General features: G+C 69.6%; 14 protein-coding genes. 5 read left to right on the top strand and 9 right to left on the bottom strand.

The features are described from left to right. Positions 1–29: 29 nt before the first annotated feature. From ACTWPW_RS05760 to ACTWPW_RS05745, 4 genes are read right to left on the bottom strand one after another with little or no spacing between them, the layout of a single operon-like run. Positions 30–617 (bottom strand): GTP-binding protein, encoded by a 588-nt coding sequence (locus ACTWPW_RS05760; protein WP_346104696.1) that lies wholly within the window; start codon positions 615–617, stop codon positions 30–32. Then, positions 598–1017 carry a DUF742 domain-containing protein gene (locus ACTWPW_RS05755; RefSeq protein ID WP_375115025.1) on the bottom strand — a complete coding sequence of 140 codons (420 nt, stop codon included), beginning with the start codon at positions 1015–1017 and terminating at the stop codon, positions 598–600. The genes ACTWPW_RS05760 and ACTWPW_RS05755 overlap by 20 nt, the downstream gene beginning before the upstream one ends. Continuing rightward, positions 1017–1439, bottom strand: coding sequence for a roadblock/LC7 domain-containing protein (locus ACTWPW_RS05750; RefSeq protein ID WP_364114691.1), 423 nt, complete (start codon positions 1437–1439; stop codon positions 1017–1019). Before ACTWPW_RS05750 ends, ACTWPW_RS05755 begins: the two co-directional genes overlap by 1 nt. Further along, positions 1436–4282 carry a nitrate- and nitrite sensing domain-containing protein gene (locus ACTWPW_RS05745; RefSeq protein ID WP_443168116.1) on the bottom strand — a complete coding sequence of 949 codons (2847 nt, stop codon included), beginning with the start codon at positions 4280–4282 and terminating at the stop codon, positions 1436–1438. Before ACTWPW_RS05745 ends, ACTWPW_RS05750 begins: the two co-directional genes overlap by 4 nt. Positions 4283–4905: 623 nt before the next feature. Between ACTWPW_RS05745 and ACTWPW_RS05740 the strand changes: the two genes are divergently transcribed. The 5 genes from ACTWPW_RS05740 (at position 4906) to ACTWPW_RS05720 (ending at position 9453) form a co-directional block, all read left to right on the top strand. Next, positions 4906–5907, top strand: a complete 1002-nt coding sequence (locus tag ACTWPW_RS05740) for an ABC transporter substrate-binding protein (RefSeq protein ID WP_364114687.1) — start codon at positions 4906–4908, stop codon at positions 5905–5907. Then, positions 5904–6719 (top strand): ABC transporter permease, encoded by an 816-nt coding sequence (locus ACTWPW_RS05735; RefSeq protein ID WP_375115023.1) that lies wholly within the window; start codon positions 5904–5906, stop codon positions 6717–6719. The genes ACTWPW_RS05740 and ACTWPW_RS05735 overlap by 4 nt, the downstream gene beginning before the upstream one ends. An 11-nt stretch (positions 6720–6730) precedes the next feature. Continuing rightward, positions 6731–7519, top strand: a complete 789-nt coding sequence (locus tag ACTWPW_RS05730; protein WP_375115022.1) for an ABC transporter permease — start codon at positions 6731–6733, stop codon at positions 7517–7519. 159 nt (positions 7520–7678) lie between these two features. Then, positions 7679–8449 carry an ABC transporter ATP-binding protein gene (locus ACTWPW_RS05725; protein WP_443168115.1) on the top strand — a complete coding sequence of 257 codons (771 nt, stop codon included), beginning with the start codon at positions 7679–7681 and terminating at the stop codon, positions 8447–8449. A 140-nt stretch (positions 8450–8589) separates the two neighbouring features. Further along, a complete protein-coding gene (locus ACTWPW_RS05720) occupies positions 8590–9453 on the top strand; it encodes a DUF4429 domain-containing protein (RefSeq protein WP_443168114.1) in 864 nt (287 codons plus the stop codon). Positions 9454–9639: 186 nt separating this feature from the next. Here the strand turns inward: ACTWPW_RS05720 and ACTWPW_RS05715 are convergent, their stop codons facing one another. The 5 genes from ACTWPW_RS05715 to ACTWPW_RS05695 all read right to left on the bottom strand — a co-directional run bounded on the left by ACTWPW_RS05715 (position 9640) and on the right by ACTWPW_RS05695 (position 15837). Continuing rightward, entirely contained in the window at positions 9640–10170 is a 531-nt protein-coding gene (locus ACTWPW_RS05715; RefSeq protein ID WP_443168113.1) for a GTP-binding protein, read from the bottom strand. 28 nt (positions 10171–10198) lie between these two features. Continuing rightward, positions 10199–10603: a DUF742 domain-containing protein gene (locus ACTWPW_RS05710; protein ID WP_225964010.1), complete on the bottom strand. Its 405-nt coding sequence runs from the start codon at positions 10601–10603 to the stop codon at positions 10199–10201. Between the two features lie 21 nt (positions 10604–10624). Beyond that, positions 10625–11047, bottom strand: coding sequence for a roadblock/LC7 domain-containing protein (locus ACTWPW_RS05705; RefSeq protein ID WP_090935862.1), 423 nt, complete (start codon positions 11045–11047; stop codon positions 10625–10627). Then, entirely contained in the window at positions 11044–14145 is a 3102-nt protein-coding gene (locus ACTWPW_RS05700; RefSeq protein WP_443168112.1) for a nitrate- and nitrite sensing domain-containing protein, read from the bottom strand. The genes ACTWPW_RS05705 and ACTWPW_RS05700 overlap by 4 nt, the downstream gene beginning before the upstream one ends. A gap of 294 nt (positions 14146–14439) precedes the next feature. Then, the gene (locus ACTWPW_RS05695) at positions 14440–15837 is read right to left on the bottom strand and encodes an aminobutyraldehyde dehydrogenase (RefSeq protein ID WP_443168111.1); all 1398 of its coding nucleotides are present in this window, start codon (positions 15835–15837) and stop codon (positions 14440–14442) included. Positions 15838–15856: the final 19 nt, after the last annotated feature.

The following is a 15856-nucleotide window of genomic DNA, read 5'->3' as shown; positions in this document are numbered from 1 at the left end:
CGCGTCAACGCACTCGCGGGTCGGCGATGTCAACCGCCCCAGCCGGGCACGGCCATCCGGACCGTGAGAGCGTGCTCGACCAGGTTGATCAGCGCGCTCTTGACCGAGTCCTTGGAGCGGGCGTCCAGCCGGACCAAGGGGATGTGCGGAGCCAGCGTCAGCGCGTCGCGCACCTCGGAGTCGCTGTGGGGATACTGGCCGTCCCACCCGTTCACGCCCACCACGAACGGGAGCTGGGCCTCTTCGAAATAGTCGATGGCCGGGAAGCTGTCGGCAAGACGGCGCGTGTCGACCAGCACGACCGCGCCGATGGCACCGCGCACCAGGTCGTCCCACATGAACCAGAACCGGTGCTGCCCGGGCGTGCCGAACAGGTAGAGGATCAGGTCACGGTCCAAGGAGACCCGGCCGAAGTCCATGGCGACGGTCGTGGTCGACTTCAGCGGTGTCATGCCCAGATCGTCGATTCCGGCGGAGGCATCCGTCATGACGGCCTCCGTCGTCAACGGCATGATCTCCGACACCGCGCCGACGAACGTCGTCTTGCCCACCCCGAAACCTCCAGCCACCACGATCTTCGTCGAGGTGAGGCCGGGGCTAGAGCCTGCGAAGTCCACTGAGCACCCTTTCGAGCAGATTTACGTCCGGCCTTCCGGCGTCCAGCTGTGGCTGATGCACGCGGACCAGACCTTCGGCGGCCATGTCAGCGATCAGCACGCGCACCACGCCGAGCGGGATCCGCAGCAGAGCCGACACCTCTGCCACGGACCGGACCTGCCGGCACAGTTGGCTGATCGCCTGGTACTCCGGCGTGATATGCGAGAACTCCCGGTGCTCGGCGGTCGCCGAGGACACCAGGGCCTCCATCGCCAGCTTGACCCGCGGCGCCGTCCGTCCACCTGTCACCGCGTACGGGCGGACGGGCGAGGCGGGGTCAGGATTCAGCTGCGACTGGGACTGGGGTTGAGGCGGAGGTGCCCAACCGCCGCTGTTCCATCTCGGGTCGGACACGTACATCACCTGATCTGGCTGGCGCGCAGCTCGGCACGCACAGCCGGGGTCAGCACCTGACCGGCGCGATCCACCATCAGTGTCATCTGGTACGCCACCAGCCCCATGTCGCAGTCCGGAGCCGCCAGCACCGCCAGGCACGAACCATCGCTGACCGACATGATCAGCATGAGCCCGCGCTGCATCTCCACGATCGTCTGATTGACCGCACCGCCCTCGAACACCCTGGCCGCGCCCTGCGTCAGGGACACCAGCCCCGACGCGATCGCCGCCAGCTGATCAGCCCGATCCGCCGGGAAACCCGACGACGCCGCCAGCGGCAGACCGTCGGACGAGACCACCACCGCATGGGCGACGCCCGGGACCGTGCTGACGAAGTCCGTGATCAGCCAGTCGACTCCGCGTGCCGCGTGGCTGAGGTCGTTCATGCGCCCTCCTCCCTGTCGTTGTTGTTCGCCCTTTCGGGGCCGGAGGGGGGAATCGCCCTGCCCTCGCTGATGTCGTCACGCGCTGCCCGGAAGCCCTGCTGGAAGCTGGAGAGCCGGTTGCGCACCCGGTCCGGCGACACCGACGGCATCGGCGACACGCCCTTGGGGGACGCGCCCGTGTCCGCCGAGCCCGGTACCAGGTTGGCCTTGGGCACCCGCTTGGGGAGTCCCGCCGCCGTCGATCCGTCACGCACCGGCTCCACCGCCGCCTCCGCCGCGCTCCAGCCCGCGTCCGCCTTCGATGAGCCCCAGCTCGCGCCGTTCGCGTCGCGCCCGAACCAGGCGGACTCGACGGCGGCGAAGATCGGCAGGTAGTCGTCGCCGGCGGACGCGGGCGGTGCCGCCGGCATGGGACCCGTGGCGCCGGACTCGGGCTCGGGGAACCCCGGCCGCTGCGGCGGGTTGGTGTCCTGGTTCCAGCCGCCGGGCGGCGGCTGGTGGACCGGTCTCTTGGGCAGGTTGCCACGCTCGCCGTTCCAGCCGGTGCCGCGGTGCGGCGCCCAGACGTCACCGCTCGGGGGGCCGCTCTGGAAACCATTCTGGAAGCCGCCCTGCAGGTCGTGGCCGCCACGCGGTTCCGCGGGCCAGGCGGCGGGGTCGGGCTGCCAGGGGGGATCCGCCGACCAGTTCCCGCCCGCCTCGGGGTTCGACGGGAACGACGGGTGGCCGGGGCCTATCTGGAACGCCGGCTGCGGCCAGTCGGCCGCCGGTGGCGGGGGTTGCGGCCAGTCGGTGGCCGGTGGCGGGGGTTGCGGCCAGTCGGTGGCCGGCGGGGCGGGATGCGGCCCCGAGTACGGCTCGTCCCTGGGCCCGCCGCTCGCCGCGCCCGCGAGGGCCGGCGGCTGGTTGTCCGAGAACGAGGGCGGCTGGTTGCCGGAGAAGGACGGCATTCCGGCGAAGTTGGGGGCCTGGGAGCCCAGCATGTTCTCCGGGATCAGCACCATGGCGGTCAGGCCGCCGGAGGTGTGCGGGCGCAGCTGCACCCGGATGCCGTGCCGGTGCGCCAGCCTGGCGACCACGAACAGCCCCATACGCCGCGACACCGACACGTCCACGCTGGGCGCGTCCGTCAGCCGCTCGTTGGCCTGGGCCAGCTCCTCCTGGGTCATGCCGATGCCGGAGTCGGTGATCGACAGCATCACGCCGCCGCCGTCGATCCGGCTGCCCGAGACCGTCACCCTGTTCTCGCGCGGAGAGAACGACAGCGCGTTCTCGACCAGCTCCGCGAGCAGGTGGATGACGTCGTTGACGGCCTGCCCGGCCACGGAGACCCCGTCGGGCACCTGGAGCACGACCCGCTCGTAGTTCTCGACCTCCGACAGGGACGCCCGCGCGACGTCCACCAGCTTGACCGGCTGGCTCCACCGGCGCGGCGGGTCCTGCCCCGCCAGCACCAGCAGGTTCTCGCTGTTGCGGCGCATGCGGGTGGCCAGGTGGTCCAGCTTGAACAGGTTCCCGAGCCGCTGCTCGTCCTGCTCGCCCTGCTCCAGGCCGTCGATCAGGGTGATCTGCCGCTCCACCAGCGTCTGGCTGCGCCGTGAAAGGTTCACGAACATCGCGTTGACGTTGCTGCGCAAGCGGGACTCCTCGCCCGCCAGCCGGACCGCCTCGCGGTGCACCTCGTCGAACGCCCGCGCCACCTCACCGATCTCGTCGTGCGTGTCCACGCCGATCGGCACGACGGGCCCGACCGTGCCGTCGCCGCTGTCGCGCAGCTGCTGGACGGTCTCCGGCAGGCGCTGCCCGGCGATGTCCAGCGCCTCGCGGCGGAGCCTGCGCAGCGGCCTGATGAGCGAGCGGGCGATGAGCGAGATGATCGCGAGAACCACGATCAGCAGGAGCAGGATGAGCCCGCCGGACATCATCGCCGAGCGGTTGGCGCCCTCCTCCAGGCCACGGGCGCGCAGGATGACGGAGGAGGACAGCTCCTTCTCCACCTTGCGCAGCGCGTCGATCTTGCCGGTGCTGACCTCGAACCAGGTGACCACGTCCCGGTCGGGCCGTACGCCGATGCTGAGCTCCTTGCCCTCCGACGACTGCGCCATGGCCCGTAACCTGAACAGGTCGGTCTGGTCGACGTCCCGGCCCACGACGGTGTTGCGGTAGAGCTCCAGCTGGTCGAGGGTGGCGAGGGTGGCGAACAGCGTCTCCTCGCTCTCCTCGCGCGACTTGGCGTCGGTGAGGGCGTCGAGCTCGCCGCTGTCGAACCCCTTCTTGTCCAGCGCGCTGGCCAGGATGCCGCGCTGCTTGGACGCCTGCTCCTTGGCCCGGGCGATGGCGGCCATCGAGCTGGCGCTGTCGGCCACCTCGTCGTCCACCGCGACCTGGCCCACCTGGTCGTGGAACCGCAGCAGGGTCGCGATGATCTCCGAGTATTTCCTGATCATCGGCAGGGGCTGGATCTTGCCGTTGACGGCCGTCTCGCGCAGCGTCGGGATCTCTTCGAGACGCCGCAGCACCGGCCGTACCGCCTCGGCGTGGGTGTCGGTGAGCGCGAGGGCCCGCTGCTTGGCCTCTTCGATGAGGCCGTTCACGCCGCTGTACGTCGTCCGGAGCTGGGGCTCGCGATTGTTCGGCCGGCCCTGGGCGATGTAGAGAGCGGTCTCGTCACGTTCGAAGGACAGGTTGTGCGTGACGGCCCCGAGCTGCTCGCTGAGCTCGGCGACCTCTCTGAGGGTCTGGTAGGTGTTGGCATCGCTGAGCGAGGTGACGACGTTCAGCCCGCCCAGACCCACGGCGACGGCCGTTGGAACGACGATCAGCGCGACCAGGCGCGACCGCACGTGCCAATTGCCCAATCCGAACCTCTTCGAGGGTGGATCGGACAGCCGTCGCTTCTGATGGCCGTGCGGCTCGCGGTCAGCGGAAGCTTCAGCGCTCTGCGTTCTCACTTGCCTTCGCAACCTCTCGCCCCTGCGGGGAATTCTCGGAGACCATGCAGGTAAATGCAGGTGGGGCAATATGTACGTCGAGATAAGCGCCATTTGAGCACAAGGGTCGACCAGGGCCAACCACCACTAGTGCCCCGATGAGGTGTTTATCCCGAAATGTCCAGAAAATCTGACGGAATTGATAAACCTGCTTCCACCAGGCGAAACAGGCAACAGGAGATCGTTCCACGGGCCCGGTCCCGACGCGTGGAAAAGATCAACTGTGGAGCATCAGATGCAACGCGAGTCCCGCCGCTCACCACCTTTCCCAAAACGGACAAACATTAGGATTCTCGCGGGTCGTCAAATTTTCACGATATAGCGGCAAACAGACATTGCAACCACAAGTATTATTTTCACGATAAGGACCACCAATTTGGTGCTACGGTCGATCCCTGTTGTGCGTCAGGCACACAGCCCCCGGGAGCAGAAGCCCCCCGGTCCCCCCCTGGCTCCATCTGAAGGGAGTCCCTGACATGAGGCTTGGCCGTTCCGCCAGGGCCGCCATCATCGGGTTCGCTTTGACACTCGGCGCCGTGGCGTGCAGCACGGGCGGTTCCCCGACCGCCAGCGCGCCGCCGTCCGCCTCGGCCGGCGGTGGTCTCGAGAAGACACAACTCAAGATCGCCACCCTGCCGGCCATCGACAGCGCCGCCATCTACGTCGCCATCGACCAAGGGCTCTTCGAGCAGGAGGGTCTGGACGTCACCCCGCAGGTCGTCCAGGCGGCTCCGGAAGCCATCCCCATGATGGTGAGGGGCGAGATCGACGCCATGTTCGGCAACTACGTGTCGATGTTCGCCGCCCATGACAAGGATGCGCTGAAGCTCCGCATCCTGGCCGAGGGCTCTCGCGCAGCCCCCGACTCGCTCAGCATCATGGCCCTGCCCAACTCGCCCATCAAGACCCCGAAGGACCTGGAGGGCAAGACGATCAACGTGAACGTCCTGCACAACTTCCAGGAGCTGGCACTCACCCAGGTGCTCAAGGCCAACAACGTGGACCCGGCCACCATCAAGTACGTCCAGGTGACGTTCCAGAACATCATGCCCTCGTGGAAGGGCGGCCAGATCGACGCCGCGTACCTGGGCGAGCCCATGGTCACCGCGGCCACCTCCAGCATGGGCGCCCGCAAGATCCTCGACCCCGCCTCCGGCCCCGCCGCCGAGTTCCCCATCTCGGGCTACGTCAGCACCCAGGAGTGGTACGACAAGAACCCGAAGGTGGCGGCGGCGTTCCAGCGCGCCATCCACAACGCGGCCAAACTGATGGAGAACAACCGTGAGGTGGTGGCCAAGGTGCTGCCGAACTTCACGCAGATCGACGCGGCCACGGCCGCCACCGTGACCTTCCCCTACTTCTCCAGCAACGACAACCCGGTCCGCCTCCAGCGGGTGGCCGACTGGATGCTGGAAGCCAAGTGGCTGACGAAGGCCATCGACGTCAAGTCGCTCATGTCGCCCACCACCTCCGGGTGAGCGCTCAGACCCTGTCCCGTGCCCGTCCGGCGTCCGCCACCACTCGCTGGTCACGCCGGGCGGCCGGGGCGCTCGCCTTCGCCGCGCTGATCGAGCTGCTCAGCAGGACGGGGCTGGCGGATCCCGAGTTCCTGCCGCCCGCCACGGAGATCGTCGGGCGGGCCATGACGCTGCTGGCCGATCCCGCCTTCCGGGTGCACGCCCTGACGAGCCTGCTCGCCTGGGCGATCGGCCTGTGCATCGCGGCCCTGCTCGCGGTGCCGCTCGGCCTGCTGCTCGGCAGCGTGCCGATCATCGACGCGGCCACGCGCTCGGTCGTGGAGTTCCTGCGGCCGATCCCGTCCGTGGCGCTGATCCCGCTCGTGGCCCTGGTCATCGGCACCGGCCTGCAGCACCGGGTCACGCTCGTGGTCTACGCCTCGTTGTGGCCCATCCTCTACAACACGATGTACGGCCTGCGCGGCGTCGACCCCCTGGCCAAGGAGTCCCTGCGCTCGTACGGCTTCGGCCCCCTGTCCGTGCTCCTGCGCGTCTCCCTGCCGTCGTCGGCGCCCTTCATCACCACCGGGATCCGCCTGGCGGCCGGGGTCGCGCTCATCCTGACCGTCAGCACCGAGATCGTGGCCGGTCGGGGTGAGGGCATCGGCGTGTTCATCTTCTTCGCCGGCATCGCCGTGCCCGCGCGCATGGCCGACATCCTGGCCGGGGTGTTCTGGGTGGGCCTGTTCGGCGTCGCGGTGAACGCGCTGCTGGTGGCGACCGAGCGGCGCGCGTTCCGCTGGCACCACACGCAGTTGGGAGAGCGGGAATGAGGGGCAGGGGCATGCGGACGGCCGTCTTCCGCGCCGTGGTGCTGATCGTGCTCGTCCTCCTCTGGGAGGCGGCCACGCTGATGGCGGGCAACACCTTCTTCCCCTCGCCCGGCACGATCGTGGCGCGGATGCACGCGATGTGGTTCTCGGGGCCGCCCGGCACGTTGTTCCTGACCGACGTGGCCATCGAGAACATCCTGCCGAGCCTGGGCCGGATGGCGCTCGGGTTCGCGGGGGGCGCGCTGGCCGGGGTCGTCCTCGGGCTGGCGGTGGGGCTGTCGGCGCGGGCGTACGACTATCTCGACGGCGTGCTGCAGTTCCTGCGCGCGATCCCGCCGCCCGCGCTGGTGACCGTCTTCCTCGTGCTGTTCGGGTTCGGGCTGCGGATGCAGCTCGCGTTCATCATGTTCAGCATCGTGTGGCCGGTGCTGCTCAACACCGCCGACGGGGCCCGCTCGGTCGAGCCGCTGCACCTGCAGACGTGCCAGGCGTTCCGGCTGTCGCGGGCCGAGCGGCTCCTCCGGGTGATCCTGCCCTCGGCGCTGCCCAAGATGTTCGCCGGGCTGCGGCTGGCCCTGTCGCTCTCCCTGATCGTCATGGTCTTCTCCGAGCTGCTGCCCGGCACCACGAACGGCATCGGTTTCCAGATCACCGACGCGTACGCCACCTTCGACCTGCCCGCCATGTGGGCCGGGATCGTGCTGCTCGGCGTGCTGGGCTACCTGCTCAACGAGCTGTTCCTGGTCGTCGAGCGGCGCGTGCTCGCCTGGCACCACGCCGCCCGGGATCTGGCCGGTTAGCGGCTGTGGCTCCCATGGCAGCCTTTAACGTGCGAGAGTAAGATCGCGCCCTGAATCGGTTTACCTGACTGACATGTCCATCAATAACCGCTCCGCTAGAGTCATTCTGGCTCTTAAGAGTCGCCGTGTTGTCCGCGGTCTCGCCCCCTAGGAAATCCATTGCTCGAGATAGACAACCTTTCCCATGTGTACGGCGGCGGTACTCCCAACGCGCACCACGCCATCGACGGACTCAACCTGAGCGTCGCCGAGGGTGAGCTGCTCTGCATCGTCGGTCCCTCGGGATGCGGGAAGTCGACGCTCCTGCGCTCCATCGCCGGCCTGATCACGCCCACGGGCGGCCAGATCAGGGTCGAGGGCGAGCTGGTCCGCCAGACGCCGGACAACCTGGCCGTGGTCTTCCAGGACTACAGCCGCTCGTTGTTCCCCTGGATGTCGGTCGCCGACAACGTGGCGCTGCCGCTGCGCCGCAAGAACATGGACAAGCGTCAGCGCCGCGAGGCCGCCCAGGAGGCCCTGGAGTCCGTGGGGCTGGAGGCCGCGGGGCGCAAATACCCGTTCCAGCTCTCGGGCGGCATGCAGCAGCGGGTGGCGATCGCGCGGGCGCTGGCGTACCGGCCGACGCTGATGCTCATGGACGAGCCGTTCGGCTCGGTGGACGCGCAGACCCGGGAGGACCTGGAGGACCTGGTGCTCAAGGTCCGCGGCCACCACCAGATGACGATCGTCCTCATCACGCACGACATCGACGAGAGCGTCTACGTGGGCGACCGCGTGGTGGTGCTGTCCAAGGCGCCCGCACATGTGGTGGGGGACCTGAAGGTGGACCTGCCCGCGCCCCGTGACCAGATCACGACGCGGGAGCACCCCGACTTCGTGCATCTGCGCGCCGAGGTGGGGCGGCTCGTCCGCGGCCACGCCACCGTCTAGCCACCGTCCAGACACCGTCCAGGCGCCCGGCGTCCGCAGGGCCGCGCCGGGAGCGCGGCCCTCGGCGTGCGCGGGCGCGGCCTCCGGCGCCGTCGGAACTGTGACCGCGCCCGCCATGCGAACGCGTCTACTCTGTGGACGTGGAGGATGTTCTGGCGGGCCGGGACTGCGCCTGGCTGTTCGGGGCGGAATCGCTGACCATCGCGCCCGAGCGGGGAAAAGCCCCCAAACTCGTTTCCGAACTCGGTGAACGCGTCATCCCCTACGCGGCGATCGCCGAGGTCACGCTCGCGCGGGGCAGGCGCGGCACGGTGGTGCTGCGCGTGCTGCCCCGGCGCGGCGCCGATCCCGTGATGACGGTCGCGGCCGGGCAGCTCAGGGAGACCGACGACCCCTACCGGCTGGTGTTGCCCGCCGGCAAGGAGACGCTCGCCGACTACTACGCCGACGAGCTGCGCGCGGCCGTCACCGAGCACGGGCCCGCCAGCCGGTTCCTGGTCGCCGCTCCCCCGGTGCCGCGCGCCTTCAAGGGGTGGGACGGGGCGGCCACGTTCGACGGGGAGGCGATCACCTTCACCTGGTTCTGGTCGGGGGCGTCGTCCGCCAAATACGCCGCGGGCGATCAGCGCTATTCCGTCGCCGACCTGGAGGGCGTCGAGTGGCACCGGCCCGAGGGGGCCAGCGGGTCGCTGCGGTTGAAGGTACGCGGGCGGCGGATGCCCTCCGACGCGAACAAGGACCCGGCGTCGGTCATCTTCGGGCTCGGCTGGGGCGCCACCCACAAGTCGCTGCCCTTCGCCGCCGCCGTGCTGGCCGCCGTACGCACCGGCGCCGCCGCCGGGCCCGCGGGAGAGGTGGCCTTGGCACCCCGGACGCCGATCCCGGCGGGCCGTGGCGCCGAGGTGGCCGACCTGATCGCCAAGCTGGGTGAGCTGCGGGACGCCGGGCTGCTGACCGAGGAGGAGTTCCAGGCCAAGAAGGCCGAGCTGCTGTCACGCATGTGACCCGCGAACGCGACGACCGCGGGTGCGGGCATGAGACAGCCCACCACCTCGGCGGGCGAGGGGGTGGGCTGTCGCGACGCCGTGGCGCGCCTGGAGCGAGGTCCTTCTGGATGCCGTCAGCCGGCCATCGTGTCGGGGCGACGGGTGGAGGCTCGCGCGGCTCTCCGGCTCCAGGCGGGAACGGGCTTACACCGGGGTGTGCATGTGGCGGGTCAGCGCGTGTTCGACCAAGGTGATCAAGGTGGACTTGACCGATTCGCGCTGCCGGGCGTCCAGCCGCACGATCGGGGTGTGGCCGCCGATCGACAGCGCCTCCCTGATCTCCTCCTCCGCGTGCGCGAACTGGCCGTCCCAGCCGTTGATGCCGATCACGAACGGCAGCTTGGCCTCTTCGAAGTAGTCGATGGCCGGGAAGCTGTCGGCCAGCCGGCGGGTGTCCACCAGGACGACCGCACCGATGGCACCGCGTACGAGGTCGTCCCACATGAACCAGAAGCGGTGCTGTCCGGGCGTGCCGAACAGGTACAGGATCAGGTCACGGTCGAGCGAGACCCGGCCGAAGTCCATGGCGACGGTCGTGGTCGTCTTGTTCGGCGTGAGGGAGACGTCGTCGACGTGCGCGGAGGCGTCCGTCATGACGGCCTCCGTGGTGAGCGGCAGGATTTCCGAGACCGCTCCAACGAACGTCGTCTTCCCCACGCCGAAGCCCCCGGCCACGACGATCTTCGTCGAGGTTAGGCCGGGGCTAGAGCCTGCGAAGTCCACTGAGCACCCTTTCGAGCAAGTTGAGGTCCGGCTTTCCCGCGTCCAGCGCAGGCTGGTGCACGCGGATCAGGCCCTCCGACGCCATGTCGGCGATCAGCACCCGGACCACACCAAGAGGCTGGCGTAAAAGGGCGGAGATCTCGGCAACCGACCTGACGTTCCGGGTCAGCTGAATGATCGCCTGATACTCCGGACTTAGTAGGGAAATGTCTTGGTATTCCGACGTCACGGAGGACACGAGCGCCTCCATGGCGAACTTCATCCGCGGCGCGGTGCGCCCCCCGGTCACGGCATAGGGCCGCACCAGGGAACTCTGCTTCTGCGGACGGGGAGCCGCCGGATGCGGCGGAGTGCTATCACCAGCCCAACCCTGACCTGACACCATGATCTCCTGTCACCGCCCGTACTAGCGGGGGCGGGCCGCTTGCAGCTCAGCGCGTACGGCCGGAGTCAGCACCTGTCCCGCCCGCTCGACCAGCAGGGTCATCTGGTACGCGACCAGACCCATGTCACAGTCGGGAGCGGCCAGGACCGCCAAGCAGGATCCATCACTGATCGACATGATCATCAAGAGTCCACGCTGCATTTCGATAACGGTCTGCGTCACCATACCGCCCTCGAAGACCCGCGCGGCCCCTTGGGTCAAGCTGATCACTCCGGACGCGACCGCGGCGAGCTGGTCGGCCCGATCCTTGGGAAAACCCTCGGAGAAGGCCAGCGGCAACCCGTCAGACGACACCACGACCGTGTGGGCGACGCCTGGCACGTTGTTCACGAAGTCCGTGATCAGCCAGCTGATACCGCGCGCTCCCTGGCTCATTTCTCTCATTTGTCCTCCTCATTTTCTTCTCCGCGGGTGAACGCCCGGCCTTGCCGGACACCCTGCTGGAAGCTGGAGAGCCGGCTGCGCAACCGCTCGGGTGAGATCTGCGGTGCCGGTGACGCGGCCTGGGGCTCGGCGAGGCTGGCCGTGCCGGGCACCAGGTTGGCCTTGGGAACGCGGCGGGGCAGGCCCGACGCCGTCGTACCGGCCTGCTGGGGCTGGGCGGCGGCCTGCGCTGCCTGGAAACCTGAGTCCGCGGGCGACGACCAGCTCGCTCCGGCGCCGGACGCCCCCGGCCGGCGCTGCGGCAGGGCGGACGTGCCGTCCGCGGCGGGGGGCGCGGCGGCCGGGGGTGCGGCCGCGTGCGGCGGCGGGTCGGCGGGCACGGCCGGATGCACGGCGGTGATCTCCGGCTCGCCCTCCGGCTCGTAGCGCGGCTGCAGCACCTCGGGGTCCGGCCGGCGGAACCAGTCGGAGCCGACCGACGAGAAGATCGGCAGGAACTCGTCGCCCTGGTCGTCCATCGGCGAGCTGCGCACCACGGGCAGCGGCCCGGTCATGTCCTGCGAGGAGTAGTCGCCGGGGCCGAACGGGTTGTAGTCGCTGGAGTGGCCGTTCTGCTCGTACTGGTCGGCCGGCTTGGGCTCGTCCGCGAACGGGGACCGGTAGGAGTCGCCGTGCTGCGGCCGGGGCCGATCCTCGGACTCGAACAGCGACCTGCGCGGGAGCGGGTCCGCGAACGACGACCAGCGCGGCTCGTCCTGCGGCTGCTGCGGCGGCTCGGTCGAGAAGGACGGCCAGCGCGGCTCGTCGGCCTGCAGGGGCGGCGGCTGCTCGGCGAACGACGGCCACCTGTTCTCGGCGAACGGCGACGGCTCGGCGGCCTGCGAGGGCTCCTCGGTGAACGACGGCCAGCGCTGCTCGCCGAACGGCTGCGCGGGCTGCTGCGGCACGGCCGGGGGCTCGTCGCCGCCGAACGGCGGCCAGCGCGGCTCGTCGGCCTGCGCGCCCTGCGGCTGCTGCTCCCTGAAGGGCTGCTCGCCGAACGACGGCTGCTCCTCGTAGGGCTGCTCGCCGAACGAGGGCCAGTTACCGGTCCCCGGTGCGGGCAGCGAGCCCGGCCACTGGGTGTCCACGACCTGGTCGGGCCCGTCGAAGGAGGGGTGCGACCCCATCCCGTTGGGCGACGGCTGCCCGAACATGCTCGGGTCGAACGTGGTGAACGCTTCGTACTGCCCGCCCTGCTGGGGCAGGCCCTGCCCGTTGCTGATGAGCATGTCGGGCATCATCACCAGCGCGCTCAGGCCGCCGGTCTCCCGCATGCTGAGCTGCACGCGGATGCCGTGCCGCAGGGCCAGCCGGCCGACCACGAACAGGCCCATGCGCCGCGAGACGGAGACGTCCACGACCGGCGGGTTGGCCAGGCGCCAGTTGGCCTCGCCCAGCTCCTCCTGGTTCATGCCGATGCCCAGGTCGTTGATCGACACCAGCACGCCGCCCTCCGCGGGGGCGCTGGTCACGGTGACCTTGCTCTCGCGCGGGGAGAACGAGATCGCGTTCTCGATCAGCTCGGCGAGCAGGTGGACGGCGTCGGTGACGGCGGGGCCGACGATGAGGATGCCGGACGGGATCTGGATCTGGACCCGCTCGTAGTTCTCGACCTCGGACAGCGAGGCGCGGGCGATGTCGACCAGCGGCACCGGCTCGCTCCACTTGCGCGCGGCCTCCTGGCCGGCGAGGACCAGCAGGTTCTCGCTGTTGCGGCGCATGCGGGTGGCCAGGTGGTCGAGGCGGAAGAGGTTCGCGAGCCGCTGCTCGTCCTCCTCACCCTGCTCCAGGCCCTCGATGAGCTGCAGCTGCCGCTCGACCAGCGTCTGGCTGCGGCGGGAGAGGTTGACGAACATCGAGTTGACGTTGGCGCGCAGCTTGGCCTCGTCGCCGGCCAGCCGGATCGCCTCGCGGTGAACTTCGTCGAACGCCCGCGCCACTTCCCCGATCTCGTCCCGGGTGTTGACGCCGATCGACGGCACTTCGGGGATGTTCGCGCCCTCGCCGGACTCGCGCAGGATGCGGACGGTGTCGGGCAGCCGGGTCGTGGCGACCTGGAGCGCCTCGGCCCGCAGCCGGCGCAGCGGGCGGACCAGCGACCCGGCCACGCGGGTGGTGATGACCAGGACCAGGAGCAGCAGGACGAGGATCAGCGCGCCGGAGATGATGGCGCTGCGCTGCTCGGTGTCGCTCAGGTCGCGGGTGGTGGCCACGATCTTGGTGGCCAGGCCGTCCTCGACCTTGCGCATGGCGTTGGTCGTGACCGTGGTGCTCTCGTACCAGTCGTTGAGGTCGCGCAGCGTGGTGACGTCGAGGTCCCTGATCCGGTTGTTCTCGCTCACCTGTGCCAGCGCGCGCTGGCGCATGGCGTCGGCGAGGTCGACCTGCGAGCCCTTGACCCCGTCCCGGTACGCCTTGAGGTCCGTCGCGTCGGCCTCCAGCTCGAACGCGGACAGCTCGGCCTGCTGCTTGTTCCAGGAGCCCAGGAAGTCCGACCAGTCGGCGCTGTCGACCCTGCGCTGCGCGAGCGTGACGATGAGGATGATCTGCTGCCGCGAGACCTCCTCCTTGACCCGCTGGAGCGAGCCGAGCGCGGCCACGTCACCCTGGAGGTCGTCGTCGCTCACGCCGTCGCCCAGGTCGCCCTGGATGGAGGAGAAGACGTCGATCATCGTGCTGTACGTACCGACGGCGGCGCGCGCGGGCACGTTGCCCACCATGGAGTTGCGGAGGCTGTCCAGGCCGTCGAGCCAGCGGCGCATGTTGTCGACGCCCTCGATCACGCGGGCCGAGTGCGCGGCGTCGATGGACCCGGCGGCGGCCAGCGCCTGCTGCTTGGCCTTGTCGGTGGCCTGACGCTGGGTCTTGAGCTGGACGAAGCGGCCGCCCCTGCGGCGGTCGGCGACGTACCACGCGGTGAGCGTGCGCTCCTTGCCGAGCTCGTGGTTGAGCGCACCGATGCGCTGGACCAGCTCGGCCACCTGGGTGAGCCGGCGGTATTCGGCGCTGGTGCCGATGGCGTCGGCCAGCTGGATGCCGGCGAGCAGCACACCCACGATCGTGGGAATGAGGATCAGAGCGACCAGCCTAGAGCGCACACGCCAGTTCGCCAGCCGGAACCGTCCGCCTGTGTACTCCCCTGACCTCGTGTGCCTGGGGTCTTTCGTCCTCACTGAGTTTCGCAACCTCTCGCCGGTACGTGCTCGAAGAAAATCAGACACGCGTGGGGCGCATGGGATTCTGTCCGGCTGGGTAATTGGAACACAACCCGTACCAGATCGGCCAACCGAACATATCCCATCTCATCCACCCAAAGAGGCACTTTGGGTGGCATAACGCCGTACACGTCTTCAGGCTGGCCGGAACGAATCCCGCTCGGCCGGTGCCGCGTGCTTCACCATCAGGTGCCGCGTCACCGAATATTCCTGCACCGCCTCCTGGCTCATGTCCTTGCCGAACCCGCTGCCCTTCACCCCACCGTGCGGCGCCTCGCTGGCGATGGGCAGGTGATCGTTGACCCACGTCACGCCCACATCGAGCCGGTGCGAGACCCGCATGGCCCGGCCGACGTCGCGCGACCACACCGACGAGGCCAGGCCGTATCTAGTGTCGTTGGCCAGCCGGACCGCTTCGTCCTCACCGTCGAACGGGAGCGCGACCAGAACCGGCCCGAAAAGCTCTCCCTGCACGATCTCGCTGTTCTGTGCGACGTCGGTCACGAGTGTGGGAGGGTAGAAAAAGCCGGAGCCCCCGATCGGGGAGCCGCCGTGCAGCACGCGCCCACCTGACCGCGAGACGAACCCGTGCACCCGGTCCCGGTGCGCGGCCGAGATCAGCGGGCCGATGTCCGTCGCCGGGTCCCAGGGGTCGCCGACGGTGATGTTGGCAAGAGTTGCCCGAATCGCCTCCACGGCGTCGCCGTAGATTTCCCTGGCGACGTAGACCCGGGTGGCCGCCGTGCAGTCCTGCCCGGTGTTGTACGTCGCCCCCATGGCCACGCCGCGTGCCATCTCCGCCAGGTCGGCGTCCTCGAACACCAGCGCCGGCGCCTTGCCGCCGAGCTCGAGGTGGACCCGCTTGAGCGTGGCCGCCGCGCCGTTCATCACGGCGCGGCCGGTCTCGGTGGAGCCGGTGACGCTGACCATGTCCACACCGGGGTCGGTGACCAGCGCCTGGCCCACCTCGGCGTCGCCGGTGATCGCCTGGACGAGGTTGTCGGGCGCGCCCGCCTTGGCGAACAGCTCGGCCAGCCGCAGCGTCGTACGGGGCGTCTGGGGGGCCGGCTTGATCACCACGGCGTTGCCCGCGGCCACGGCCGGGCCGACCTTCCAGACCGCCATCACGAACGGGAAGTTCCACGGCGCGATCGACCCCACCACCCCGACGGGACGGCGCAGCATGACCGAGGTGTAGCCGGCGCTGAACACCCCGGCCCCCGTGCCCTCCAGCGAGCGGGCGGCGCCGGCGAAGAAGCGCAGGTTGTCCACCGCGAACGGCAGCTCGCCGTCCCGGAACACCGCCGCCGGCTTGCCGGTCTCCTCCACCTCGAGCCTGGTCAGCTCCTCGGCGTCGGCCTCCACGAGGTCGGCCAGCCGCAGCAGCAGCCGAGCGCGCTCGGCCGGGGTGGTCTCGGACCACTCCTTGTACGCCGCGCGGGCCGCACGTACGGCCGACGCCACGCCCTCCACCGGCGTGTCCGGAATTTCGGCACATGGGAGCCCGGTGGCGGGGTTGATCAGTTCACGCATCAGGAAACTTCATCTCTCA

Source organism: Nonomuraea sp. KM90 (assembly GCF_052246675.1).
Classification (GTDB): Bacteria; Actinomycetota; Actinomycetes; order Streptosporangiales; family Streptosporangiaceae; genus Nonomuraea.
This window is presented reverse-complemented; position numbering and strand designations above follow the sequence as displayed.

What these genes read in the sequence shown, in the direction of transcription:
- ACTWPW_RS05750 (WP_364114691.1), bottom strand. Translation starts at nt 1,439, where the DNA reads ATGAACGACCTCAGCCACGCGGCACGCGGAGTCGACTGGCTGATCACG.
- ACTWPW_RS05740 (WP_364114687.1), top strand. Translation starts at nt 4,906, where the DNA reads ATGAGGCTTGGCCGTTCCGCCAGGGCCGCCATCATCGGGTTCGCTTTG.
- ACTWPW_RS05695 (WP_443168111.1), bottom strand. Translation starts at nt 15,837, where the DNA reads ATGCGTGAACTGATCAACCCCGCCACCGGGCTCCCATGTGCCGAAATT.
- ACTWPW_RS05705 (WP_090935862.1), bottom strand. Translation starts at nt 11,047, where the DNA reads ATGAGAGAAATGAGCCAGGGAGCGCGCGGTATCAGCTGGCTGATCACG.
- ACTWPW_RS05730 (WP_375115022.1), top strand. Translation starts at nt 6,731, where the DNA reads ATGCGGACGGCCGTCTTCCGCGCCGTGGTGCTGATCGTGCTCGTCCTC.
- ACTWPW_RS05755 (WP_375115025.1), bottom strand. Translation starts at nt 1,017, where the DNA reads ATGTACGTGTCCGACCCGAGATGGAACAGCGGCGGTTGGGCACCTCCG.
- ACTWPW_RS05710 (WP_225964010.1), bottom strand. Translation starts at nt 10,603, where the DNA reads ATGGTGTCAGGTCAGGGTTGGGCTGGTGATAGCACTCCGCCGCATCCG.